This window comes from Pseudomonas sp. Seg1, from assembly GCF_018326005.1.
Lineage (GTDB): Bacteria > Pseudomonadota > Gammaproteobacteria > Pseudomonadales > Pseudomonadaceae > Aquipseudomonas.
This window is the reverse complement of sequence record NZ_AP021903.1, coordinates 2068911-2092841: the sequence shown is the minus strand read 5'-3', so window position 1 is coordinate 2092841 and position 23931 is coordinate 2068911. Positions and strand designations below refer to the sequence as shown.

At 58.7% G+C, this 23931-nt stretch carries 25 protein-coding genes and 1 tRNA gene; 11 read left to right on the top strand and 15 right to left on the bottom strand.

Annotated elements, in window-relative coordinates; all coding sequences use genetic code 11:
- Positions 1 to 44 precede the first annotated feature (44 nt).
- The 3 genes from prpC to KI231_RS09375 form a co-directional block, all read right to left on the bottom strand.
- Positions 45 to 1172, bottom strand: a complete 1128-nt coding sequence (prpC, locus tag KI231_RS09385) for a bifunctional 2-methylcitrate synthase/citrate synthase (RefSeq protein ID WP_213028057.1) — start codon at positions 1170 to 1172, stop codon at positions 45 to 47.
- 146 nt (positions 1173 to 1318) lie between these two features.
- Positions 1319 to 2212 carry a methylisocitrate lyase gene (gene prpB, locus KI231_RS09380; protein ID WP_103303868.1) on the bottom strand — a complete coding sequence of 298 codons (894 nt, stop codon included), beginning with the start codon at positions 2210 to 2212 and terminating at the stop codon, positions 1319 to 1321.
- On the bottom strand, positions 2209 to 2931 hold the full coding sequence (locus KI231_RS09375; RefSeq protein WP_185037038.1) for a GntR family transcriptional regulator: 723 nt from the start codon (positions 2929 to 2931) through the stop codon (positions 2209 to 2211). The genes prpB and KI231_RS09375 overlap by 4 nt, the downstream gene beginning before the upstream one ends.
- Positions 2932 to 3222: 291 nt before the next feature.
- On the opposite strand from KI231_RS09375, the gene rloA reads away from it, so the two are divergent.
- The 4 genes from rloA to pabB all read left to right on the top strand — a co-directional run bounded on the left by rloA (position 3223) and on the right by pabB (position 7934).
- A complete protein-coding gene (gene rloA / locus KI231_RS09370) occupies positions 3223 to 3759 on the top strand; it encodes a retropepsin-like aspartic peptidase RloA (protein WP_008081000.1) in 537 nt (178 codons plus the stop codon).
- Positions 3760 to 3764: 5 nt separating this feature from the next.
- The gene (rloB, locus tag KI231_RS09365; protein ID WP_150730486.1) at positions 3765 to 5300 is read left to right on the top strand and encodes an osmotic stress tolerance membrane protein RloB; all 1536 of its coding nucleotides are present in this window, start codon (positions 3765 to 3767) and stop codon (positions 5298 to 5300) included.
- Complete coding sequence (locus KI231_RS09360; RefSeq protein WP_103303866.1) at positions 5300 to 6286, top strand: alpha-L-glutamate ligase-like protein; 987 nt, start codon at positions 5300 to 5302, stop codon at positions 6284 to 6286. The genes rloB and KI231_RS09360 overlap by 1 nt, the downstream gene beginning before the upstream one ends.
- A gap of 304 nt (positions 6287 to 6590) precedes the next feature.
- A complete protein-coding gene (gene pabB, locus KI231_RS09355; protein ID WP_103303865.1) occupies positions 6591 to 7934 on the top strand; it encodes an aminodeoxychorismate synthase component I in 1344 nt (447 codons plus the stop codon).
- Between the two features lie 131 nt (positions 7935 to 8065).
- Here the strand turns inward: pabB and thrH are convergent, their stop codons facing one another.
- Positions 8066 to 8683, bottom strand: coding sequence for a bifunctional phosphoserine phosphatase/homoserine phosphotransferase ThrH (gene thrH / locus KI231_RS09350; protein WP_213028056.1), 618 nt, complete (start codon positions 8681 to 8683; stop codon positions 8066 to 8068).
- Between the two features lie 163 nt (positions 8684 to 8846).
- Here thrH and KI231_RS09345 point away from each other — a divergent pair, with 163 nt between their 5' ends.
- The 3 genes from KI231_RS09345 to KI231_RS09335 all read left to right on the top strand — a co-directional run bounded on the left by KI231_RS09345 (position 8847) and on the right by KI231_RS09335 (position 12479).
- The gene (locus KI231_RS09345) at positions 8847 to 9581 is read left to right on the top strand and encodes a phosphoadenylyl-sulfate reductase (protein ID WP_103303863.1); all 735 of its coding nucleotides are present in this window, start codon (positions 8847 to 8849) and stop codon (positions 9579 to 9581) included.
- Between the two features lie 576 nt (positions 9582 to 10157).
- Positions 10158 to 11696: an NCS1 family nucleobase:cation symporter-1 gene (locus KI231_RS09340; protein WP_213028055.1), complete on the top strand. Its 1539-nt coding sequence runs from the start codon at positions 10158 to 10160 to the stop codon at positions 11694 to 11696.
- Positions 11697 to 11750: 54 nt separating this feature from the next.
- Positions 11751 to 12479: an aspartate/glutamate racemase family protein gene (locus tag KI231_RS09335; RefSeq protein WP_213028054.1), complete on the top strand. Its 729-nt coding sequence runs from the start codon at positions 11751 to 11753 to the stop codon at positions 12477 to 12479.
- Between the two features lie 133 nt (positions 12480 to 12612).
- Here KI231_RS09335 and KI231_RS09330 read toward each other — a convergent pair whose 3' ends face one another.
- Complete coding sequence (locus tag KI231_RS09330) at positions 12613 to 13536, bottom strand: LysR family transcriptional regulator (RefSeq protein ID WP_213028053.1); 924 nt, start codon at positions 13534 to 13536, stop codon at positions 12613 to 12615.
- Positions 13537 to 13662: 126 nt separating this feature from the next.
- Here KI231_RS09330 and KI231_RS09325 point away from each other — a divergent pair, with 126 nt between their 5' ends.
- A complete protein-coding gene (locus KI231_RS09325; RefSeq protein ID WP_213028052.1) occupies positions 13663 to 14409 on the top strand; it encodes a 3-oxoacyl-ACP reductase family protein in 747 nt (248 codons plus the stop codon).
- Positions 14410 to 14480: 71 nt separating this feature from the next.
- Here the strand turns inward: KI231_RS09325 and KI231_RS09320 are convergent, their stop codons facing one another.
- The 8 genes from KI231_RS09320 to KI231_RS09285 form a co-directional block, all read right to left on the bottom strand.
- Positions 14481 to 15176 carry an HAD-IA family hydrolase gene (locus KI231_RS09320; RefSeq protein WP_213028051.1) on the bottom strand — a complete coding sequence of 232 codons (696 nt, stop codon included), beginning with the start codon at positions 15174 to 15176 and terminating at the stop codon, positions 14481 to 14483.
- A 201-nt stretch (positions 15177 to 15377) separates the two neighbouring features.
- Positions 15378 to 15545, bottom strand: a complete 168-nt coding sequence (locus KI231_RS09315; protein WP_213028050.1) for a hypothetical protein — start codon at positions 15543 to 15545, stop codon at positions 15378 to 15380.
- A gap of 117 nt (positions 15546 to 15662) precedes the next feature.
- On the bottom strand, positions 15663 to 16085 hold the full coding sequence (locus tag KI231_RS09310) for a glycine zipper domain-containing protein (RefSeq protein WP_103303858.1): 423 nt from the start codon (positions 16083 to 16085) through the stop codon (positions 15663 to 15665).
- Between the two features lie 137 nt (positions 16086 to 16222).
- Positions 16223 to 16594, bottom strand: a complete 372-nt coding sequence (locus KI231_RS09305) for a glycine zipper domain-containing protein (protein ID WP_103303857.1) — start codon at positions 16592 to 16594, stop codon at positions 16223 to 16225.
- 315 nt (positions 16595 to 16909) lie between these two features.
- Positions 16910 to 17098 (bottom strand): hypothetical protein, encoded by a 189-nt coding sequence (locus tag KI231_RS09300; RefSeq protein ID WP_213028049.1) that lies wholly within the window; start codon positions 17096 to 17098, stop codon positions 16910 to 16912.
- A gap of 213 nt (positions 17099 to 17311) precedes the next feature.
- Entirely contained in the window at positions 17312 to 17632 is a 321-nt protein-coding gene (locus tag KI231_RS09295) for a YbjQ family protein (protein ID WP_038366885.1), read from the bottom strand.
- A gap of 150 nt (positions 17633 to 17782) precedes the next feature.
- Positions 17783 to 17872 (bottom strand) — tRNA-Ser (locus KI231_RS09290).
- Positions 17868 to 18104, bottom strand: coding sequence for a hypothetical protein (locus KI231_RS09285; protein ID WP_213028048.1), 237 nt, complete (start codon positions 18102 to 18104; stop codon positions 17868 to 17870). Before KI231_RS09285 ends, KI231_RS09290 begins: the two co-directional genes overlap by 5 nt.
- 64 nt (positions 18105 to 18168) lie before the next feature.
- Between KI231_RS09285 and KI231_RS09280 the strand changes: the two genes are divergently transcribed.
- The 3 genes from KI231_RS09280 to KI231_RS09270 all read left to right on the top strand — a co-directional run bounded on the left by KI231_RS09280 (position 18169) and on the right by KI231_RS09270 (position 20903).
- The gene (locus tag KI231_RS09280; protein WP_103303818.1) at positions 18169 to 18858 is read left to right on the top strand and encodes a crotonase/enoyl-CoA hydratase family protein; all 690 of its coding nucleotides are present in this window, start codon (positions 18169 to 18171) and stop codon (positions 18856 to 18858) included.
- A gap of 217 nt (positions 18859 to 19075) precedes the next feature.
- Positions 19076 to 19798, top strand: coding sequence for a lysophospholipid acyltransferase family protein (locus KI231_RS09275; protein ID WP_213028047.1), 723 nt, complete (start codon positions 19076 to 19078; stop codon positions 19796 to 19798).
- Between the two features lie 133 nt (positions 19799 to 19931).
- Positions 19932 to 20903 (top strand): magnesium and cobalt transport protein CorA, encoded by a 972-nt coding sequence (locus KI231_RS09270; protein WP_100848073.1) that lies wholly within the window; start codon positions 19932 to 19934, stop codon positions 20901 to 20903.
- 49 nt (positions 20904 to 20952) lie between these two features.
- On the opposite strand, the gene KI231_RS09265 is transcribed toward KI231_RS09270, so the two are convergent.
- Together KI231_RS09265 and KI231_RS09260 are read right to left on the bottom strand one after the other, a co-directional pair.
- Positions 20953 to 21681 carry an amidotransferase gene (locus tag KI231_RS09265; RefSeq protein ID WP_103303816.1) on the bottom strand — a complete coding sequence of 243 codons (729 nt, stop codon included), beginning with the start codon at positions 21679 to 21681 and terminating at the stop codon, positions 20953 to 20955.
- A 95-nt stretch (positions 21682 to 21776) separates the two neighbouring features.
- Positions 21777 to 23921, bottom strand: a complete 2145-nt coding sequence (locus KI231_RS09260; RefSeq protein WP_213028046.1) for a 3-hydroxyacyl-CoA dehydrogenase NAD-binding domain-containing protein — start codon at positions 23919 to 23921, stop codon at positions 21777 to 21779.
- Positions 23922 to 23931: the final 10 nt, after the last annotated feature.

Sequence of the window (23931 nt, the reverse complement as noted above, 5' to 3'; positions counted from 1 at the left end):
CAGGGTCTTCGGTGAATCTCGGATCAGTGTTCGGCGCCCACCATTCAGCGACGTTCGATTGGCACGAACTTGCGCTGTTCGACGCCGACGTACTCGGCGCTCGGGCGGATGATGCGGTTGTTGGCACGCTGTTCGAACACGTGCGCAGCCCAGCCGGTCAGGCGCGAGCAGACGAAGATCGGCGTGAACAGCTTGGTCGGGATGCCCATGAAGTGGTACGCCGAGGCATGGTAGAAGTCGGCGTTGGGGAACAGCTTCTTCTGTTCCCACATGGTCTTGTCGATGGCTTCGGAAACCGCAAACAGCACCTTGTCACCGACTTCGTCCGCGAGTTTTTTCGCCCAGCCCTTGATCACCTCGTTGCGCGGATCGCTGTCCTTATAGATCGCGTGGCCGAAGCCCATGATCTTGTCCTTGCGCTCGAGCATGCCGAGGGTGCCTTTGATCGCCTCTTCCGGCGAGGAGAAGCGCTCGATCATTTCCATCGCGGCTTCGTTGGCGCCGCCGTGCAACGGGCCACGCAGCGAACCGATGGCCGCCGTTACGCAGGAATACAGATCGGACAGGGTCGAAGCACACACGCGAGCAGTGAAGGTCGAGGCGTTGAATTCGTGCTCGGCGTAAAGGATCAGCGAGACGTTCATGACTTTGACGTGCAGTTCGCTCGGCTTCTTGTCATGCAGCAGGTGCAGGAAGTGGCCGCCGATGGTCGGTTCGTCGCTCACGCAATTGATGCGTTTGCCATCGTGGCTGAAGCGATACCAGTAGCACATGATTGCCGGGAACGCGGCCAGCAGGCGGTCAGTCTTGTCGCGCTGCTCGGAGAAGTCTTTCTCCGGCTCGAGGTTGCCGAGGAACGAACAACCGGTGCGCATCACGTCCATCGGGTGGGCGTCGGCGGGGATGCGTTCGAGCACTTCTTTCAGCGCTTGCGGCAGGTCGCGCAGCTTGCTCAGTTTGCCTTGGTATTCGTCGAGTTGCGCCTGGGTCGGCAGCTCGCCGTAAAGCAGCAGGTACGCCACTTCTTCAAATTGTGCATCGGCTGCCAGTTCGCGCACGTCGTAGCCGCGATAGGTCAGCCCGGCACCGGCCTGGCCCACGGTGGACAGTGCGGTTTGCCCGGCAACCTGGCCACGGAGCCCGGCGCCACTGAGTACTTTTGCTTCGGCCATTGCTGTCTCCAATCTTCTTGAATTTGTAGGGGAAACTTGTGGGAGCGAGCCTGCTCGCGAAGGTGGTCGCAACACCTCGGTGCATCAGGAACACCGCATTATCGTTGGCGTCCTTCGCGAGCAGGCTCGTTCCCACTGGGTTTGAATCAGCCTTTCTTTTGTGCAAACAACGCATCGAGCTTCTGCTCGAAGGTGTGGTAATCGATGCGATCGTAAAGCTCCATGCGAGTCTGCATGGTGTCGATGACATTTTGCTGCGTGCCGTCGCGGCGGATCGCGGTGTAGACGTTTTCCGCAGCCTTGTTCATCGCGCGGAACGCCGACAGCGGGTAGAGCACCAGCGACACGTCGGCGCCGGCCAGTTGCTCGGTGGTGTACAGCGGCGTCGAACCGAACTCGGTGATGTTGGCCAGAATCGGCGCTTTCACGCGGTTGGCGAACAGCTTGTACATTTCCAGCTCGGTGATGGCTTCCGGGAAGATCATGTCGGCGCCGGCCTCGATGCACGCTGCTGCGCGATCCAGCGCCGATTCCAGACCTTCCACCGCCAACGCATCAGTGCGCGCCATGATCACGAAGCTGTCATCGGTGCGGGCATCGACGGCGGCTTTGATGCGGTCGACCATTTCCTGCTGGCTGACGATCTCTTTATTCGGGCGATGGCCGCAGCGCTTGGCGCCAACCTGATCTTCGATGTGAATCGCCGCCGCGCCAAACTTGATCATCGACTTGACCGTGCGCGCGACGTTGAACGCCGAGGAGCCGAAACCGGTATCGACGTCCACCAACAGCGGCAGATCGCAGACGTCGGTGATGCGGCGCACGTCGGTCAGCACGTCATCCAGCCCGGTGATGCCCAGGTCCGGCACGCCGAGCGAGCCTGCGGCCACCCCGCCACCGGACAGGTAGATCGCCTTGAAACCGGCGCGCTTGGCCAGCAACGCGTGGTTGGCGTTGATCGCGCCGACCACTTGCAATGGGTGCTCGCTGGCGACCGCATCGCGGAAACGCTGGCCTGGAGTGCTGTGCTTGGAACTCATGACTCACCTCGTTCAGTGGCTGTCTTATTGTGGGCGCCGTCCTGGTAATGACGGGCGATGTTGCGTTTCGAGGCGCCGATGTGGCGGCGCATCAACAATTCCGCGAGCTCGCCGTCACGGTCGGCGATGGCATCGAGAATCCGGTGGTGTTCGGCGAAGGCCTGACGCGGCCGGTTCGGCGTGGTGGAAAACTGGATGCGGTACATGCGCACCAGTTGGTACAGCTCGCCGCAGAGCATTTGCGTGAGGGTGCGGTTGCCGCTGCCCTGGATGATCCGGTAGTGGAAGTCGAAATCGCCTTCCTGCTGGTAGTAGCCAACGCCCGCCTGAAACGCCGCGTCGCGTTCGTGGGTTTCCAATACGCGGCGCAGTTCGTCGATTTCTTCGACGCTCATGCGCTCGGCCGCCAGCCGGCAGGCCATGCCTTCAAGGGATTCGCGGATTTCGTAGAGTTCGATCAGTTCGGCGTGGCTCAGCGACACCACCCGCGCACCGACGTGCGGTACACGTACCAGCAGGCGCTGACCTTCCAGACGATGAATGGCTTCGCGCAGTGGCCCTCGGCTGATGCCGTAGGTGCGCGCCAGTTCCGGCTCGGAGATCTTGCTGCCCGGGGCGATCTCGCCTTTGACGATGGCCGCCTGAATGCGCCGGAAGACGTTTTCCGAAAGCGTCTCGGAATCGTCGCCACTGATGACCGGGGGATCGAGTTGATCCAGCATGATTGTCGACACCTTTAAATCCAATGCGGCAAAAACTAGCCAATTAGCCTGCATCAGTCAAAGGATAAATAGATATTGTCGACAATCGTCTAATAACCCTCTTCCACATCCCCAAGGGTTATAGACCGGCGCAGGCGCTGGCGCCATAAAACCACCGTGCTAGAATGCCGCCCGCATTTGCTGGCCATTTGTACGGCTTGTCATAAAAAGCTGATAGGCACACGAAGGGCCTTGCGCAACTTTTGCCAAGGACCTGAACCGAAAACGGAACGCTGCGCACCAGGATTTATGAGACTCAAGCCTTTTCCCACATTTTTTGCTCTGTTTTGCCTGCCCGGCCTCGCTGCGGCGGGGGAAAAAACCGTGTACGGCCTCAACGAATACGCATCGCTTGATGGCATCAATCTGGAAGTCGCGGCCAAGCTCGACACCGGGGCGAAAACCGCCTCGCTGAGCGCCCGCGACATCAAACGTTTCAAACGCAACGGCGAATCCTGGGTGCGCTTCTATCTGGCCATCGACGCCGCGCATTCGCACCCGATCGAACGACCGCTGGCCCGGGTCAGCAAGATCAAGCGTCGCGCTGGCGACTACGATCCGGAAGAAGGCAAGAAGTACACCGCCCGCCCGGTCATCGAGCTGGATATTTGCATGGGCACGGCGCTGCGCAGCATCGAAGTGAACCTGACCGACCGAAGTGCGTTCCAATACCCGCTTTTGATCGGCTCCGAAGCGCTGAAACGCTTCGACGCGCTGGTCGATCCAAGCCTTAAATACGCTGCAGGCAAACCCGCCTGCACCATCGCCGCTCATACCGCCGAGTAATTTTCATGCGTTCTCTAACCTTCCACCTGAAAATCCTGATCACCATTCTGGTGCTGCTGGGCGTTTCGGTTACGGCCTATCAGATTTTCGTACTCGGCATCCCGGTGACCGAAGATGCGACCGACGACTTGTGGAACATCGACGCCAAGGTCGAGTTCGTCGCCAGCACCAAGGATCCGGTGAAGATCCAGATGTTCGTACCACCGTTGAGCCGCGACTACGTCAGCCTCAACGAAAGCTTCATCTCCAATAATTACGGCGTGGCGGTGAACCGTGTCGACGGCAACCGCAAGGTGACCTGGTCGGCGCGCCGGGCCAAGGGCAATCAGACCCTCTATTACCGTCTGGTGCTAACCAAGCGTTACACCGCGGAAAAGACCAAGATCAAAGGCCCGACCTTCCGCGACAGCATCGCCATCGAAGGCCCGGAAAAAATCGCCGCTGAAGCCCTGCTCGCGCCGATCCGCCAGCACTCGGCCGACGTCGAAACCTTTATTGGCGAGGCGATCAAACGGGTCAACAACGTCAACGACGACAACGTGAAACTGCTGCTGGCCGGCGACCCGTCGACACCACACAAAGCCAAAATCGTCGAACTGCTGCTATCGATCGCTCACGTACCGGTGGAAAAAGTCCACACCATCCGCCTCGTCGCCGACCAACCGCAAATGCCGGAACTGTGGCTGCGCAGCTTCAATGGCAACGACTGGCTGTACTTCAACCCGGAAACCGGCGAGCAGGGCCTGCCGACCGACCGCCTGCTGTGGTGGACTGGCGATGAAAACCTGATCACCGTCGACGGTGGCAAGAAGGCCAACGTGACCTTCAGCCTGAACAACAGCGAGATGAACGCGATTCGTCTGGCCAAGCTGACCGACGAAAACACCGACGCCAACTTCCTCGAATACTCGTTGTACGGCTTGCCGCTGCAAACCCAGCAGACCTTCATGATCATGGTGATGATCCCGATCGGCGTGCTGGTGATCCTGATCCTGCGCAACCTGATCGGCCTGCAGACCTTGGGCACATTTACCCCAGTGCTGATCGCCCTCGCCTTCCGTGAAACTCAGTTGGGCTTCGGCATCCTGCTGTTTACCGTGATCACGGCGCTGGGGCTGTCATTACGTTCGTATCTGGAACACTTGAAGCTGCAAATGCTGCCGCGACTCTCCGTGGTGCTGACCTTTGTCGTGGTGTTGATTGCGGCGATCAGCCTGTTCAGTCATAAGCTCGGTCTGGAACGCGGCTTGTCGGTAGCGCTGTTCCCGATGGTGATTCTGACCATGACCATCGAACGTCTGTCGATCACCTGGGAAGAGCGCGGCGCCAGCCATGCGATGAAAGTGGCGATTGGCACGCTGTTCGCGGCGTCCCTGGCGCACTTGATCATGACCGTGCCGGAGTTGGTCTACTTCGTGTTCACTTTCCCGGCGATCCTGCTGATTCTGGTCGGCTTCATGCTGGCGATGGGTCGTTATCGCGGTTACCGCCTGACCGAACTGGTGCGTTTCAAGGCTTTCCTGAAGAAGGCTGACGCCTGATGTTCGGTTTCTGGAAGACCTGGAAGGCCCTGGAGGCCCGGGGCATCATGGGCATCAACCGGCGTAACGCCGACTACGTGCTCAAGTACAACAAGCGCAGCCTGTACCCGATCGTCGATGACAAGATCATCACCAAGGAACGCGCGATCAAGGCCGGCATTCACGTGCCGGAGCTGTATGGCGTGATTTCCACCGAGAAGGAAATCGACAAGCTCGGCGAGATCATCGGCGGGCGCAGCGACTTCGTGATCAAACCGGCGCAAGGCGCCGGCGGTGACGGCATCATCGTCGTCGCCGACCGTTTCGAGGGTCGCTATCGCACGGTGTCGGGCAAGATCATTGCCCACGAAGAACTTGAGCACCACATCTCGAGCATCCTCACTGGCCTGTATTCGCTGGGCGGCCACCGTGATCGGGCGCTGATCGAATACCGCGTGACCCCGGATCAGATCTTCAAGAGCATCAGCTACGAAGGCGTGCCGGACATCCGCATCATCGTGCTCATGGGTTACCCGGTGATGGCGATGTTGCGCTTGCCGACCCGCCAGTCCGGCGGCAAGGCCAACCTGCACCAGGGCGCCATCGGTGTCGGTGTTGATCTGGCGACCGGTTTGACCCTGCGCGGCACCTGGCTTAACAACATCATCACCAAACACCCGGACACCACCAACGCGGTGGACGGCGTGCAACTGCCCTACTGGGACGGTTTCATGAAACTCGCTGCCGGCTGCTATGAGCTGTGTGGGTTGGGGTATATCGGCGTGGACATGGTCCTCGATCAGGAAAAAGGCCCGCTGATTCTGGAGCTGAATGCGCGGCCGGGGCTGAATATTCAGATCGCCAATGACTGCGGGCTGACCTTGCGTACCCATGCGGTTGAAGCGCGACTGGAAGAGCTGAAGGCGCGTGGGGTGACCGAGTCGGTTGAAGAGCGGGTGGCGTTTACTCAGGAAATGTTTGGGCATATTCCTGCGGTCGAGGGCTAAAAGCTGAAGAGCCCCTCACCCTAACCCTCTCCCGGAGGGCGAGGGGACTGACCGAGGTGGATGTTGGAGCTACGCCGACTTGAAAGTCTTGAATCGAACTCAGGACTTGAAAAGCCCAGACCTGCTCCCCTCCCCGAAATATCGAGTCGAACCGAGGCTTTGAAAAGCATGAAGATCTGCTCCCTTTCCCCCTCGTCCCCCTTGGGGGAGAGGGCTGGGGTGAGGGGGTAGGCTTTTGACTTTGATCTGGGATCGGAGAGGACTACAATCCCCACCCCGCCTCAATGGCCGATCTGCCCCGCCCATGTTGACCTGCTCCGTACATCCACTGCCCTACCGCGCCAATCCCGCCGACTACTTCGCGGCCATCCGCCACGCGCCCGGCGCCGTGCTGCTCGACAGCGGCCGGCCAAGTGCCGACCGTGGCCGTTATGACTTGCTCAGTGCCTGGCCGCTGGAACAACTGGCGGTGTTGCGGGATGAAAGCGGCAGCCATTTCCTGCAACGCCTGCGTGACAATCTGAACCGTTTGGGCGAGGCACAACTGCCTGCCACTTATGAACTGCCGTTCGCTGGCGGATTGATCGGTTATCTGAGCTATGACTTTGGTCGGCACCTGGAAAACCTGCCGAGCGATGCACGAGATGATCTGCAACTGCCGGATGCACAGTTTGGGTTGTATGACTGGGCATTGGTCAGCGATCACCAGGCTGGCACCAGTCAACTGGTGTTTCATCCGTCGATTGTCGACAGTGAAAAGCAGCGGCTGATCGGTCTGTTCACTCAACCGGTTGTTGAATCGCTGGCGCCGTTCAAGCTGAACCAACCGATGACCGCCGATCTTTCGGCTGACGACTACCGTCAGGCTTTCGAACGCATTCAGCATTACATTCAGGCCGGTGACTGCTATCAGGTCAACTTTGCCCAGCGTTTCCGAGCCTCATGCCAAGGCGACCCATGGTTGGCTTACTGCGAATTGCGCAAAGCCTGCCCGACACCGTTTTCCGGCTTCCAGAGCCTGCCCGATGGCGGCGCGGTGCTGAGCCTGTCGCCGGAGCGCTTCGTCAAGGTCAGCCAGCGCCAAGTGGAAACCCGCCCGATCAAAGGCACCCGCCCTCGAGGCCTGACCCCCGCCGAAGACGCGGCCAACGCCGCCGAACTGCTGGCCAGCCCGAAGGATCGCGCGGAAAACCTGATGATCGTCGACCTGCTGCGCAACGACCTCGGGCGCACCTGCCGCATTGGCTCGGTGCGCGTGCCGGAGTTGTTCAGCCTGGAAAGCTATCCGAACGTGCATCACTTGGTCAGCAGCGTGACCGGTGAACTGGCGGATGACCGCGATGCACTCGATCTGATCGCCGGCAGCTTCCCCGGCGGTTCGATCACCGGCGCGCCAAAGATTCGTGCCATGCAGATCATTGACGAACTGGAGCCGACCCGGCGCGGCTTGTATTGCGGGTCGTTGTTGTATCTGGACGTGCGCGGCGAGATGGACAGCTCCATCGCGATTCGCAGTCTGTTGGTCAAGGATGGGCAGGTGTGCTGCTGGGGCGGTGGCGGGATCGTCGCCGACTCGGACTGGCAGGCGGAGTATCAGGAGTCGATTACTAAAGTCAGAATCCTCCTGGAAACCCTGCAAAACCTCTGAGTAAAGATCGTTCCCACGCTCTGCGTGGGAATGCAGCCCGGGGCGCTCTGCGTCCCATCCAAAGCCGAACGCGGAGCGTCCGTTGAAGCATTCCCACGCGGAGCGTGGGAACGATCATCAGGGAGCCATGCTTACAGGCTGAGGTCGCGGTTTGAGGCTTTGAGGAATTCCTGCTTCAGCTCGGCAAACGTGTGCACCGCCGGAAACTGCGGGAACTCGCGAATCACATTCTCCGGCGCATGGAACAGAATCCCCGCGTCCGCCTCACCGAGCATCGTGGTGTCGTTGTACGAATCACCCGCCGCAATCACCCGGTAGTACAGGCTCTTGAAGGCCAGCACCGACTGCCGTTTCGGATCTTTCTGACGCAACTGATAGCTGGTCACCCGCCCGCTTTCATCGGTAATCAGGCGATGGCAAAGCAGTGTCGGGAAGCCCAGTTGACGCATCAACGGCTGGGAAAACTCATAGAAGGTGTCCGACAGAATCACCACCTGAAAGCGCTCGCGCAGCCAGTTGACGAACTCCACCGCGCCGTCCAGCGGTTTCAGGCTGGCGATCACTTCTTGAATATCCGACAGCTTCAAGCCATGTTCATCGAGGATGCGCAGACGCTGTTTCATCAGCACGTCGTAATCGGGAATGTCCCGGGTGGTGGCTTTGAGGGATTCGATTCCGGTTTTTTCGGCGAAGGCGATCCAGATTTCCGGTACCAGTACCCCTTCAAGATCCAGGCAAGCAATTTCCACAAGACACTCCCGTTTGTATTGATTATTGAGTCGAGCGAGCCCGAACTCTAGCGACTCCCCCACGCCCGCGCAACGCACAGCACGCCCCGCCAGACGCAGCTTTTTGTTACCATCGCCGCCATATAGAGCGCCCAGCGCCACCGACCTGTAGGAAGCCGCCCTGATGAGTGCAACGTTCGATGTCGTGGAACTCGCCACGACCTATGCCAACAAATCTGCGCAAGACATCCTCAAACTCGCCTTTGCCGAGTTCGGTGATGAGCTGTGGATATCTTTCAGCGGCGCCGAGGATGTGGTGCTGGTGGACATGGCCTGGAAGCTCAACAAGAACGTCAAGGTGTTCAGTCTCGACACCGGTCGCCTGCACCCGGAAACCTACCGATTCATCGATCAGGTGCGCGAGCACTACAAGATCGACATCGAACTGGTGTCGCCGGACTACACGAAACTGGAACCGTTCGTGAAGGAAAAAGGCCTGTTCAGTTTCTACAAGGACGGCCACGGTGAATGCTGCGGGATCCGCAAGATCGAGCCGCTGCGACGCAAGTTGTCCAGCGTCAAAGCCTGGGCCACCGGCCAGCGCCGCGACCAGAGCCCGGGCACGCGCAGCGCCGTGGCAGTGCTGGAAATCGACACCGCGTTCTCTACGCCTGAACGCACCCTCTACAAATTCAACCCGCTGGCGCAGATGACCAGCGAAGAGATCTGGGGTTACATCCGCATGCTGGAGCTGCCGTACAACAGCCTGCATGAACGCGGCTTTATCAGCATTGGCTGCGAACCGTGCACCCGCCCGGTCCTGCCCAATCAGCACGAGCGCGAAGGCCGTTGGTGGTGGGAAGAAGCGACGCAGAAAGAATGCGGGCTGCATGCGGGAAATATCATCAGCAAGGCGTAAACCCCTGCCACGATGATTTCCCCTTGTAGGAGTGAGCCTGCTCGCGATAGCGGTGTATCAGGCAAAAAATTCATCGACTGATACGCCGCTATCGCGAGCAGGCTCACTCCTACACGGCCTCTAGCGACTCAAAAAAATGTGTACACAGGAATGTCACCATCGGTGCCATTTATGTGTGCACTTTTTTTTTAACGCCCTGAAAAGTTACATCACTTCTGAACGCCTCTCCGCTTTGCCACCTCCGCAAAATCCCCCGCAAAAAATAAATACCTGTTCAATCGGTCAATTTATAACCAACTATTTTCAATCACTTAGCGTTGCTAGATAACTTTTCGAAATGAGGATGGCTGCGCATAGATCGATAATTGGCACAGATCTGGCTTCGGTGCATACATGTTTTGTATACAAAACTGCAAAACATGACTAAACACTTTCGATCCGCAAGCCTGAAGCGCCCTATCCCGTACAGGCTGCAGATGCCCCGTAACCAGTGATGTTTGCTGGCCGCGACGAAGATTTGTCGAGCCCCGGGCTCATGCACAGTCATCGCGGCCCGCCCATCAGGAGCCTGCCGGAATGCGTACAAGTCTCTCCAACAACATCGCGCTGAATCTGCCCTCCTCCGCACTCGATCAGCCCTTGCCGTACGACGGTCTGGGCGAGCCGTTGCAACTGAGCCCCCGTCTGCACAACAGTGATCTGGCGCCGACCAAAGCCGAAGGTCGGCGCTGGGGCAAGTACAGCATTTTCGCCCTGTGGACCAATGACGTGCATAACATCGCCAACTACTCGTTTGCTATCGGCTTGTATGCCTTGGGGCTGGGCGGTTGGCAGATTCTGCTGTCGCTGGGGATAGGCGCGGCACTGGTCTACTTTTTCATGAACCTGTCCGGTTACATGGGGCAGAAAACCGGGGTGCCGTTTCCGGTGATCAGCCGGATCAGTTTCGGTATTCACGGCGCGCAAATTCCTGCGCTGATTCGGGCGGTTATCGCCATCGCGTGGTTCGGGATTCAGACGTATCTGGCGTCGGTGGTATTTCGCGTTTTGCTGACGGCGGTCCATCCGGGATTCGCCGAATACGACCACAACTCGATCCTCGGGTTATCGACATTGGGCTGGGTGTGTTTCGTGGCGATCTGGTTCGTGCAACTGGCAATCCTCGCCTACGGCATGGAAATGGTCCGCCGTTACGAGGCGTTCGCCGGCCCGGTGATTTTGCTCACCGTCGCCGCTCTCGCCGCATGGATGTACTTCCAGGCCAACGCAACCATCGCCTGGTCGATCCGCGAACCACTGACCGGCGGTGAGATGTGGCGCAATATTTTTGCCGGCGGCGCATTGTGGCTGGCGATTTACGGCACGTTGATCCTCAACTTCTGCGACTTCGCCCGCTCCTCGCCGTGCCGCAAAACCATCAAGGTCGGAAATTTCTGGGGTTTGCCGGTGAACATTCTGGTGTTCGCCGCGATTACTGTTCTGCTGTGTGGCGCGCAATTCCAGATCAACGGCCGGATCATCGAAAGTCCTACAGAAATCATCGCCTCGATTCCCAATACGTTCTTCCTGGTCCTCGGTTGCCTGGCGTTCCTGATTGTCACCGTGGCGGTGAACATCATGGCCAACTTCGTCGCCCCGGCGTTTGTCCTCAGCAATCTGGCGCCGAAATACCTGACCTTCCGCCGTGCCGGGCTGATCAGCGCGACCATCGCCGTGCTGATCCTGCCGTGGAACCTCTACAACAGCCCGCTGGTGATCGTGTACTTCCTGTCCGGTCTCGGCGCCCTGCTAGGCCCGTTGTACGGCGTGATCATGGTCGACTACTGGCTGATCCGCAAAGGTCGGATCAACGTTCCGCAGCTCTACAGCGAAGATCCCGACGGCGCCTATTACTACAGCCACGGGGTCAATTTCCGTGCGGTGGCGGCGTTTATTCCTGCGGCATTGATCGCCATCGTCCTGGCGCTGGTTCCCGGCTTCCACAGTGTTTCGCCGTTTTCCTGGCTGATCGGTGCGGGAATCGCCGGAATGCTCTACCTGATCATCGCCAAACGTCAGCCGCACTACGCCGACGTCAATGGCGAGTCCATCGCTGTCGACAACGTCTGCCACTAACTTCTTCGCGGCCCGGACTTCGGGCCGCAGAACTGCCCGCTATAAGGACTTCCCATGCGAATTCTCGTGGTCAACGTCAACACCACCGAATCCATCACTCAGGCCATCGCTCGCTCGGCGCAGGCCGTCGCCTCACCCGGTACGGAAATCGTCGGTCTGACGCCGCACTTCGGGGCTGATTCGATTGAAGGCAATTTCGAAAGCTATCTGGCCGCCATCGCGGTGATGGATCGGGTGATGTCTTACGATCAGCCGTTCGATGCGGTGATCCAGGCCGGTTATGGCGAACATGGTCGCGAAGGTTTGCAGGAACTGCTCAACGTACCGGTGGTGGACATTACCGATGCGGCGGCGAGTACGGCGATGTTTCTTGGCCACGCATACTCGGTGGTCACCACGCTGGATCGCACGGTGCCGCTGATCGAGGATCGTCTGAAGTTGTCCGGTCTGTGGGATCGTTGCGCTTCGGTGCGGGCCAGTGGCCTTGCGGTTCTTGAACTGGAACATGAACCGCACCGCGCACTGGAAGCCATCGTGCATCAGGCGGAGTTGGCGGTGACGCAGGACAAGGCCGAAGTGATATGCCTGGGTTGCGGCGGAATGGCCGGGCTGGATGAGCAGATTCGCCGGCGCACCGGGGTACCGGTAGTGGACGGGGTGACGGCCGCGGTGACCATTGCGGAATCGCTGGTGCGCCTGGGGTTGTCGACGTCCAAGGTGCGGACTTATGCGACGCCGCGGCCGAAGAACATCATTGGCTGGCCGGGTCGGTTTGCCCGTTAGACCGCGTGATCGTTCATCGCGGGCAAGCCACGCTCGCACAGGTTATGAGTTGCCCACATATTTTGTATGCGACGCGAGACCTGTGGGAGCGTGGCTTGCCCGCGATGGCCGAGCCTCAGTCCCAAGCCAAAAATCAGATAGCACTGAACCGCTGAGCCAACCCCTGCTGCGCAAACTGTTCAATCACAAAATCCACAAAAGCCCGAGTCTTGCCCGGCAACAATTTGTGCTCGGCGTAGTAGATCGAAATGTTGCCGTCATCGACAAACCAGTCCGGCAACACCCGCTGCAATGTTCCCGCCTCCAGATACCCCACCGCGAACGGCATGCTCACCAGCGCAATGCCCAACCCTTGTGCCGCCGTTGCACACGCCGCCTCGGAATCGCTCATGGTCATTCGCGCCCGCAGGGTCAGCGGGCTGTGCTGTTGGCTGCGATGCGTCAGCTGCCATGAACGTACACGACCGGTTTGCGGTGAGCGGATCAGAATCCCGTCGTGCTGCTTGAGATCGTCCGGCTCTGTGATGGGTGTGTTGGCCTTCAAGTAATCCTTCGACGCGGCCAAGACCCGATGCGCAGGCGTCAATCGCCGCGCAACCACGCCTTGGGGCAATTCGAAGCCACCACCGATGGCGGCATCGAAGCCCTGGCCGATCAGATCAACCTGGCGGTTATCGAAGTTCCAGTCCGGGTTGATCGCTGGGAAGCGTCGCAGGAACTCGCCGAGCAGCGGCACGATATAGAGACGGCCGAACACCGTGCCCATGCTGACTTTCAAGGTGCCTGTCGGCTGCCCCTCGGCGCTGGCCAGATTGGCCACGGCGTTCTGGATCGTGGTGAGGCTGGCGCTGACTTCACCCAAGAACAACTGCCCCGCTTCCGTCAGGGTCAGTCGACGAGTGCTACGCTGGAACAGCCTCACGCCGAGGCGCGCTTCCAGTTTCGCCACGCTTTTACCGACGGCTGCCGGCGTCAGACTCAAGCGTCGAGCGGCCTCGGCAAAGCTGCCGACTTCGGCGCTACGCACGAAGCATTCGATACTGCTGAAGGTTTCCATGATCGCCACTATAAACTTCTGGTTTACACAGACTATAGCAATCAGGGTCTACACGGTTGTCGATGCGCGGCCGATACTCGGCTCCAACAACAAGGCACCCCGCCTTGAAACATCTGGAGATCGAACATGACCACTCAACACCTCAGCGGCAAAGTCGCTCTGATTCAAGGCGGTTCCCGCGGCATCGGCGCTGCCATCGTCAAACGTCTGGCCGCTGAAGGCGCTGCTGTTGCCTTCACCTACGTCAGCTCAACCGCCAAGGCTGAAGAGTTGCAAAACAGCATCACTGCCAACGGCGGCAAGGCCCTGGCGATCAAGGCTGACAGTGCTGACGCCGCAGCCATTCGCCATGCGGTCAGCGCCACCGTCGAAGCCTTTGACCGCCTCGACATTCTGGTCAACAACGCCGGGGTGCTGGCTATCGCTCCGCTGGAAGATTTCAAGCTGGAAGATTTTGATCAGACCTTGGCGATCAACGTACGCAGCGTGTTCATCGCTTCGCAGGAAGCCGCCAAACACATGGGCGAAGGCTCGCGCATCGTCAACATTGGCAGCACCAATGCTGACCGCATGCCCTTCGGCGGCGGCGGTGTCTATGCAATGAGCAAATCGGCTCTGGTGGGTTTGACCAAAGGTCTGGCGCGGGATCTCGGCCCACGTGGCATCACCATCAACAACGTGCAACCCGGCCCGGTCGACACCGACATGAACCCGGCGCACGGTGACTTCGCCGAAAGCCTTATTCCGCTGATGGCGGTGGGTCGCTACGGTACAGCCGATGAAATCGCCGGTTTCGTCGCTTATCTGGTGGGGCCGGAAGCGGGTTACATCACCGGTGCAAGCCTGACCATTGACGGTGGTTTCGGCGCCTGATCCTCTGATTCGTCTTTAAGAAAAACGCCGCCCCTCTTTCAACAGAGGGGCGGCGTTTTTTCATGCTGCGTTCAGGCCCATTCCAGCGCTGGCAAGCCACAGGCGCTCGGGACAAACCCTTTCAACGACCGAAGAATCCCGTCGGCGTGTGCGTATTTTTCATCGGCCATGGCGGCGTCGGGAATGGCGATGGCGGTCATGCCTGCCGCTTTCGCTGCAGTGACGCCAAACGGCGAATCCTCGAACACCAGACAATCCTCGGGCGCGACACCCAGACGGCGGGCGGCGGTCAGGAAAATATCCGGCGCCGGCTTGGCTGCGCCGACTTCCGGATCGTCTGCCGTAACGATGAAATCGAACAGCGAAAACCAGTCACGGTGCAACGTGGTTTTCTGGCCGAACGACTGCCGCGACGAACTGGTGCCCACTGCGATCGGAATGTTGTGCGCCTTGAGGTGGCGAATCAGCTCTTCCGCCCCGGGCATCGCTTGTGCAGTGGGGAAACGCTCGCGCATCAGCGGCTCGCGAATCACCAGAAACTCTTCGGCAGTGATCGGCAAATCCAGCGCCTGCACAACATAATTCGCCAGATCGTTGGCCCCACGGCCAATGATGTTCTGCTTGATGCTCCAGTCGAAGGTACGCCCGTAGCGCCCGGCAATCAGCGAGGTAACCTCGGTGTAAATGCCCTCGGTGTCCAGCAGCAACCCGTCCATATCGAAAATCACGGCCTTGATCGGGCCGAACGCCTTCAGCGGTGCATTCATCATCGGATCCGTTTTCAAAGACATCCCGGGCGACGACTGGCGCCGCTGCGCGGATCTGATTAAAGGGTTCAGCAGCATAACGAGCGCAATGGACATTGAGCAACGGGCAATGTTCTCTGCGGCGATGAGGGCCTGCACAACCACAGGCCCTGAAGATTCAAACTTTACGCCATCGGCATTTAGAAGCCATCGGGAATTCGGTCACTGCTCATCTTCATCATCTTCGTCTTCCATATCCGCCTCATCAGCATCGTTCAACGGCACCGTCGCGTCATCCATCAGCGACCCCGGATCCTCATTCCCCGGATCATTGATAAACGGCAGCCCACTCGGGCCTTTTTCTTCCTTGCCTTCGGTTTCGGGAGTCATGGCAAACCTCATAATTCGGGGTGTGTATCACTTTCGAAAAGCCCAACAGCCAATCGTTCCCCCCTACTGCAGAAACGAAAAACCCGGCTCACGACCGGGTTTTTGTTTAACCATCCATCAACGATGGCGGTTCTTATGTTTGTTCTTATGCTTGTGACCACCACCGGAATGAGACTTCCCGCCATCGTCGCCCAGGTTGTTGCCGACCGCACCACCCGCCGCGCCTCCCAATCCTGCACCGACAGCCGATCCGGTTGAGCCGCCAAGACTGTTGCCGATCACTGAACCGCCCGCCGCACCGAGGCCGCCACCAATGGCGGCCTCGGTGCGATTGCGTTTATTCGCCCCGACGGCACCGCCAGCCGCGCCACCTACACCGGCGCCGACCGCCGCACCGGTGCTACCACCGAGTTGTCCGCCGACGACATTGCCCAGCACGCCACCCAGCCCTCCACCAACGGCTGCCGAACCATCACCGGCGGCCATCGCGCCCTGAGCCACCAGCAATCCGAAAAACAGTGCAGATAATGACAAACGCATATGAACCTCACAGTTCCCGAATCGGGACAGTTCGCCCACACAAGGGCCTATGTGAGATTGGAGACTTCGGCGGGAAAAACGTTCAGCCATGAAAAAGCCCGGCATTGAGCCGGGCTTTTTCTGACAAGCGTTTTGGATCAGTGACGCTTGTGACCTTTCGACAGGTTGCTGCCTACCGCACCGCCCGCCGCGCCGCCCAGGCCGGCACCAATGGTCGCGCCGGTCCTGCCGCCGAGGCTGTTGCCGATTACCGAACCGCCAGCTGCACCGACACCGCCGCCGATGGCTGCTTTGGTGCGACTGCCTTTACGCGCCGCCATCGCACTACCCGCTGCGCCCGCAACGCCAGCGCCAATCGCGGCACCGGTGCTGCCGCCCATTTTCTGGCCGACAACGTTACCCAGCGCGCCACCCAGACCACCGCCCAGCGCCGCGGTGCCGTCACCAGCAGCCATCGCACCTTGAGCAACGAAAAGCCCCAGAACCAAAGCAGGCAGTGTTAAACGCATGACGGAAACCTCAAAAATTGGGATGACAAAAAGGGCCGGGATTTAATGTCTTCGGAGCGCAAAAGTCCAGACGAAATCGGAGCGCTGCGCGCACTCGGCGCCGATTGGACAGCGATTCTGGAAAAGGTTTTATGACAGGCAAAAAAAAGCCCGCTGGGGAGACGGGCTGGAGACTTGCTTTCTAACGGATGGCTTCACCCTACTTTGACGAACGTGAAAAGTTTGTGAAAACCTAAAAAGCCACGTAGGACATTTCCTAGATCGTTTGCCACACGTAAAAAACCCCGTTCGGTGACGGGGTTGTTAGCAGCCGGATTATTTGCGGGCGCGGGTCGCGACCTTGGGTAGAAATTTCGCCTTCGGCCCTTTCGGTGCCATGGACTTGATCTTGCCGGTCTGCACCGGGTCCTCGCCAAAACCAGACTGATACTCGGTCTGGCCGCACCGTACGCAGTTGTTGAAGGAAAATTCAGCGCCATCATCTTCGATATATGGATCAGTCATACCTTCGCCCCTTCAAATCGGGTCGACACCGGCAAAGCGCTTTTGCCTGAAAAAATATCGACCTCCCAGACTTTTGAGACTAGCCGGTCATTCCTGGACTTGTTATTCAGATGAACTGATGCCCGACGAATGGCCTACACCGAATCACCCCTCCGATACGCCCCACCTTGTCGCCATCGACCTGGATGGGCTCACATGGCCTGGGATCAAAATTCAGCGCAACTTCACTGCGGTACCGGTTGCGAACACCACAACCATCCCACCCTTACCGCCAGGCATGCTGATCTCAAAGTCCACCCCGACCACCGCATCGGCTTGCAGAGCACGCGCCCGCTCCTTGATTTCTTCAGTCGCCTGAATCCGCGCCTCCTTCAAAGCCCTTTCCAGCGTCTGCGAACGACCACCAAAAAAATCGCGCATGCCAGCGAACATGTCACGGATCACATTGACGCCCTGCACCGACTCGGCGCTGACAATGTCCAGATATGCAGTGATCTGACGGCCTTCAATGGCGTGAGTGGTGGAAATGATCATGAAATCGTCCTTTTACTGGTAAATAAATGCGCAATTGTAATCCCTGCCAAAGGTGAGGCGGACTTCGGCGGCGCGTCCGATAAAATCCAGACGCCAGAAACCACAAAACCCCTGACTTCTTTCGAAATCAGGGGTTTTGTGTACTGAATATGGCGGTGAAGGAGAGATTCGAACTCTCGATACAGTTTCCTGTATACACACTTTCCAGGCGTGCTCCTTAAGCCACTCGGACACTTCACCGTATCTCTTCAAACATGTTCTGTCTGTCGAGGCGCGCTAATGTAGTCGAAAGCTTTTCCGATGGCAAACTTTTTTTCAGAATTTTCATGCGGTTAAGAGAAAAAGTCGTTTTGCCCCGCCGATGAGTCATGGCAAACCGGCCAATCTTCGGTGGGCATGGCCCTTCTATATAGAAGCAGAACGGCGCGGTACGCCGGTTGAGCCGGTAATCGGTGACCGGCGGGTCAGTCACGGCGCTTTACCTGGCCTGCGGTGGTGGGTAACGTCTGCCCATCTTTCTTACAAGGAATAGCGTCATGAGTGAGTTGATTGCCTACCACCTCGAAGACGGTATCGCGACCCTGACCCTGAGTAACGGCAAGGTCAATGCCATTTCCCCGGACGTGATTGCGGCGTTCAACGCGGCGCTGGATCAGGCGGTTGCTGATCGTGCCATCGTGATCATTACCGGCCAGCCTGGGATTCTGTCTGGCGGGTACGACCTGAAAGTCATGACTGCCGGGCCTAAAGAAGCGGTGTCGCTGGTGACCGCCGGTTCGACGCTGGCTCGTCGCTTACTCTCTCACCCCTTCCCGGTGATTGTTGCGTGCCCGGGGCACGCCGTGGCCAAAGGTGCCTTTATTCTGTTGTCCGCCGATTACCGCATCGGTGTCGATGGCCCGTTCAGCATTGGTCTGAACGAAGTGCAGATCGGTATGACCATGCACCATGCCGGTATCGAGCTGGCCCGTGATCGCCTGCGTCGCTCGGCGTTTCACCGCTCGGTGATCAATGGCGAGATGTTCGATCCGCAAAGTGCTGTGGATGCTGGCTTCCTCGACAAAGTAGTTGCCGCCGAGGAACTGCAAGGCGCCGCCCTCGCTGCTGCGCGTCAGTTGAAAAAGATCAACATGACTGCGCACAAAAACACCAAGCTGAAAGTGCGCAAAGCCCTGCTGGAAACCCTGGACAACGCGATCATCCAGGATCAGGAACATTTGGGTTAATCACCCGGTTACCGCCATAAAGAACAGCCCGACCGTCGTGTCGGGCTTTTTCTTGCATGCACGGTTTACAAAACCTCAATAGCTCTAGGACGCGTCTGACAACCCAGCCGGAAACATGCGCTTAAACATCGCCTATCTCCGGACTCTATAGCGGCAATTGCCGAAAACAGTGCACATCCGTACACTGCGCCACCTTTTGTCCCGGTGGGGCCTGAAAATGCTGTTCGTGTTTCGTATGTTATTGATGGGCCTGCACTTTATGGTGGCCGGTGTCCTTGGAGTGATTCTCGGGGTGTGCCGCCCATTCAACCCGGACAACAGCCGTCTGTGCGCGCGCCTCTACGCATTGCCGGCCATGTGCATTCTGCGTCTGCGAGTGAAGACCGATGTCAGCGGCTTGATGAACAAGCCCGACAGTTGCGTAATCATCGCCAACCATCAATCCAACTATGATCTGTTCGTGTTCGGTAACGTCGTTCCGCGCCGGACTGTCTGCATTGGCAAGAAGAGCCTGAAATGGGTGCCGCTGTTCGGGCAACTGTTCTGGCTGGCCGGAAACGTGTTGATCGACCGTGGGAATGCGCACAAAGCGCGCCAATCGATGCTCACCACGACGAATACCTTGCAGAACGAAGACACGTCGATCTGGGTATTTCCGGAAGGCACACGCAACCTCGGCGAAGAGCTGCTGCCGTTCAAGAAAGGCGCGTTCCAGATGGCGATTGCCGCCGGGGTGCCGATCGTTCCGGTGTGTGTCAGCAGTTATATCAAGCACATGCGCCTGAATCGCTGGCGCAGCGGGAAAATTCTCATACGCTCGCTGCCGGCCATTCCTACCGCCGGAATGACCATGGACGACATGCCCATGCTCATCCAGCAGTGCCGCGAACAGATGCGCGAGTGCATCGCATCGATGGATCGACAACTGCAAGCCGCGTGAAAAACAAACCCGCCCTGTGCGGGTTTTTCTTTGCCCGCTGAACTGTGCAGATTTCACTGACTCTCAAGCAGCGACACGGCTAAGCTAAAGCCTTGTATTCCCTGCCACTGCCAAGAAGAAGTGAACCACCACCATGGGTCGAGTTGTTGCCGCTGCGGTGTACAGCGCGGGTAAGAAAGTCACCAATATTTCCCTTGATGAAGGCGCCGCCTGGGCCGCAAAAACCGGTCACTTTGTGTGGATCGGTCTTGAAGAGCCGGACGCGCAAGAGCTGGCCAACCTGCAGCGACAGTTCAACCTGCACGAACTGGCCATCGAAGATGCCTTGGAGAAACACAGTCGGCCGAAGCTGGAAACCTTTGGCGACGCTTTGTTTATCGTCACCTACTCGCCCATCCGCGAACACGGGATCCTGCAGTTCATCGAAACCCACATTTTCGCGGGCAAGGGCTACATCATTACCGCGCGCAACGGCCACTCGGCGTCCTACGCCCATGTCCGTCAACGTTGTGAGGCGCGTCCGCTGTTGCTGGAGCATGGGGAAGATTTCGTACTTTATGCGCTGCTCGATTTCGTCATCGAGAACTATCAGCCTGTGGGCGAAGCGATTCATGCCGAGATTGATGAGCTTGAACGTAACGTGTTGTGCAGTGCATTGAACGAACACGACATCCAGAAGCTGCACGGCTTGCGCCGTGATGTTGTTCGCTTGCGCCGATACGCAGCGCCGATGGTGGAAATCAGCGAAGAGCTACAGAAGCTCAGCTTCCCCTTCATCGACAAGAACATGCGCCCCTACTTTCGCGATGTGCAGATCCATGTGACGCGGCAGATGGAAGACCTGACAACGCTGGCCGACATTGCCAGCCAGACCATCGAAATTGGTGTGTTGCTGGAAGCGTCACGGCAGAGCGTGGTGCAGCGCAAGTTTGCCGCGTGGGCGGCGATTCTGGCGTTTCCGACGGCGGTGGCGGGGATTTACGGGATGAACTTCCAGAACATGCCGGAGTTGAGCTGGCATTACGGATACTTCGCCGTGTTGGGCTTTATTACAGTGGGGTGTGTGAGTTTGTGGGCGAGTTTCAAGCGCTCGGGGTGGTTGTAGATCTGTGGCGAGGGAGCAAGCTCCCTCGCCACAGGGTCCGTATCCGGCTTTAAACGGCTTTAGCCTCAGGCTTGTGCGCCACAAAACGCATCATCCACTCGGCCACCGTGGTGCCATGGTGCTCCTGCTCCAGGCTGGCCACGCCTTTGCTGTAAATCTGCGAACCCAGTGCTTCCTGACGCAGGTCCAGTAGCGCACGCGAATAATCGTGAATGAATTCCGGATGCCCCTGGAAACACAGCACCTGATCGTTGATGTGATACGCCGCAAACGGGCAGAAATCACTGGAAGCAATGACCGTAGCGTTTTCCGGTAGCGCAGTGACCTGATCCTGGTGGCTGATCAGCAACGTCAGCTCTTCACGCACAGGGTTCATCCACGGCGCTTTGGCCGCGAGTTTGTAGTTGTGGGTACCGACGCCCCAACCCTGGGTTGCGCGTTCGCTCTTGCCACCGAGCAATAGCGCCAGCAGTTGATGGCCGAAACATACGCCAAGCAGTTTGTCGCCACGCTCGTAACGGTTCAGCAGGTATTCCTTGAGGGTCTGAATCCACGGATCAGTGCCAAACGAATCGGCCTTGCTGCCGGTGACCAGGTACGCATCGAAAGTCTGTTCGTCGCTCGGGTATTCGCCCTGCATCACGTTGTAGACCGTGAACTCGGCGGCAATCGGTTGCTGCGAGAACAGGCGCTGAAACATCTGCCCATAACCCTGATATTGATCGACCAGTTCCGGACGCAGGATGTCGGTTTCCAGAATGCAGATGCGTAGCGACATAAAAAATACCTGACACGTGATGGGAATAATGAACACCCCAGAGCCTGCCTTGAAACACCCTGGCAAGGCAAGCCCCGGAATGTATTCCCTATCGCCTAGAACAGCTCTCCTTTCGCCGCTTTTTCCAGCAACAGCGCCGGTGGCGCAAAACGCTCACCATATTGCTCGGCCAGATACTGCGCGCGCGCAACGAAATCCTTAACGCCGTACTGGTTGATGAACTGCAATGCCCCACCGGTCCATGCCGCAAAACCGATGCCGAAGATCGAACCGACGTTGGCGTCCGCCGTCGAGGTGAGTACGCCCTCCTCCACGCAACGCACGGTCTCGATGGCTTGCACGAACAGCAACCGGTCGCGCACGTCCTTCGGCGAGATTTGCCCGTCGGCCTTCTCAAAACGGGTCTTCAGTTCTGGCCACAAATGTTTCTGGCCACCGACCGGGTATTCGTAGAAACCGCCACCTGCGGCCTTGCCTGGACGCTTGTATTCGTTGAGCAGCAAGTCAATCACGGCGAACGCCGGGTGCTCAATCAGCGGTTTCCCTTCTGCCTGTAGGTCCTTGGCTGTTTGCTTGCGGATATGGCTCATCAGGCTGAGGGAAACTTCGTCGGAGATCGCCAGAGGCCCGACCGGCATCCCGGCCTTGCGCGCTTCGGTCTCGATCATCGGCGCGCTCACGCCTTCGCCGAGCATGGCGATGCCTTCATTGGTGAAGGTGCCGAACACCCGTGAGGTGAAGAAACCGCGACTGTCGTTGACCACGATCGGGGTTTTCTTGATTTGCAGGACGAAATCGAACCCGCGCGCCAGGGTTTCGTCGCTGGTCTGCGCGCCTTTGATGATCTCCACCAGCGGCATTTTCTCCACCGGGCTGAAGAAATGCAGGCCGATGAATTTGCTTTGATCGGGCACGGCGGTCGCCAGACCGGTGATCGGCAAGGTCGAAGTGTTAGAGGCAATGACAGCCTCAGCGCCGACGACTTTCTGCGCGGCTGCCGAGACTTTGCCTTTCAGTTCGCGATCTTCAAACACTGCCTCAATGATCAGATCACACCCGGCCAGATCGCCATCGTTTTCGCTGGTCTGGATCCGCGCCAGCACCGCTTCCCGCTGCGCAGCATCCATCTGACCGCGCGCCACTTTCTTGTCCAGCAGCGCTGCCGAATGGGCTTTGCCCTTCTCTGCTGCGGCAAGATTGACGTCCTTGAGCACCACCTCGATACCGGCCGAGGCGCTGACAAAAGCGATTCCGGCGCCCATCATCCCGGCGCCGAGCACACCGACCTTGCGCGTGACGAACGGCGTAAAACCTTGCGGACGCGAACCACCGGCATTGATCTCGTTGAGTTGAAACCAGAAGGTACCAATCAGGTTTTTCGAGATCTGCCCGGTGGCCAACTCGGTAAAGTAGCGAGTTTCGATCAGGTGCGCAGTGTCGAAACCCACCTGCGCGCCTTCGACGGCCGCGCAGAGAATTTTCTCTGGCGCAGGCAACGTGCCTTGGGTTTTCGTGCGCAGGATCGACGGTGCAATCGCGAGCATTTGCGCGACTTTCGGATTCGACGGTGTGCCGCCGGGAATCTGATAGCCTTTCACGTCCCAACGCTGCACCGCCGTCGGATTGGCAATGATCCACGCGCGCGCCTTGGCCAGTAACTCATCGCGATCCGTCGCCAGCTCGTCGATCAAACCGGCCTGCAACGCCTGTTGCGGACGGACCTTTTTGCCTTCGAGCAGATACGGCAGCGCCTTTTCGATACCGAGCATGCGCACCATACGCACTACCCCGCCGCCGCCCGGCAGCAGGCCCAGAGTGACTTCCGGCAGACCCAGTTGCACTGACGAATCGTCCAGCGCTACGCGGTGATGACACGCGAGACAGATTTCCCAGCCCCCGCCCAACGCCGCGCCGTTAATGGCCGCGACCACCGGTTTGCCGAGGGTTTCCAGAGTGCGCAATTGCCCCTTGAGGGTCAGCACCATGTCATAGAAGGCCTTGGCCTCGGGCTTGCCGACCTTGATCAATTCATTCAGGTCGCCGCCGGCAAAGAAGGTTTTCTTCGCTGAGGTAATGATGACCCCGGCGATGCTGTCTTTTTCACTGACAAGCCGGGCAACACAGGCCGCCATCGCCTCGCGGTACACGGCGTTCATGGTATTGGCGCTCTGGCCCGGCATGTCGATGGTCAGGACGACGATGGCGTCCTGGCCTTTTTCGTAACGAATGGCTTCGCTCATAACAAGGTTC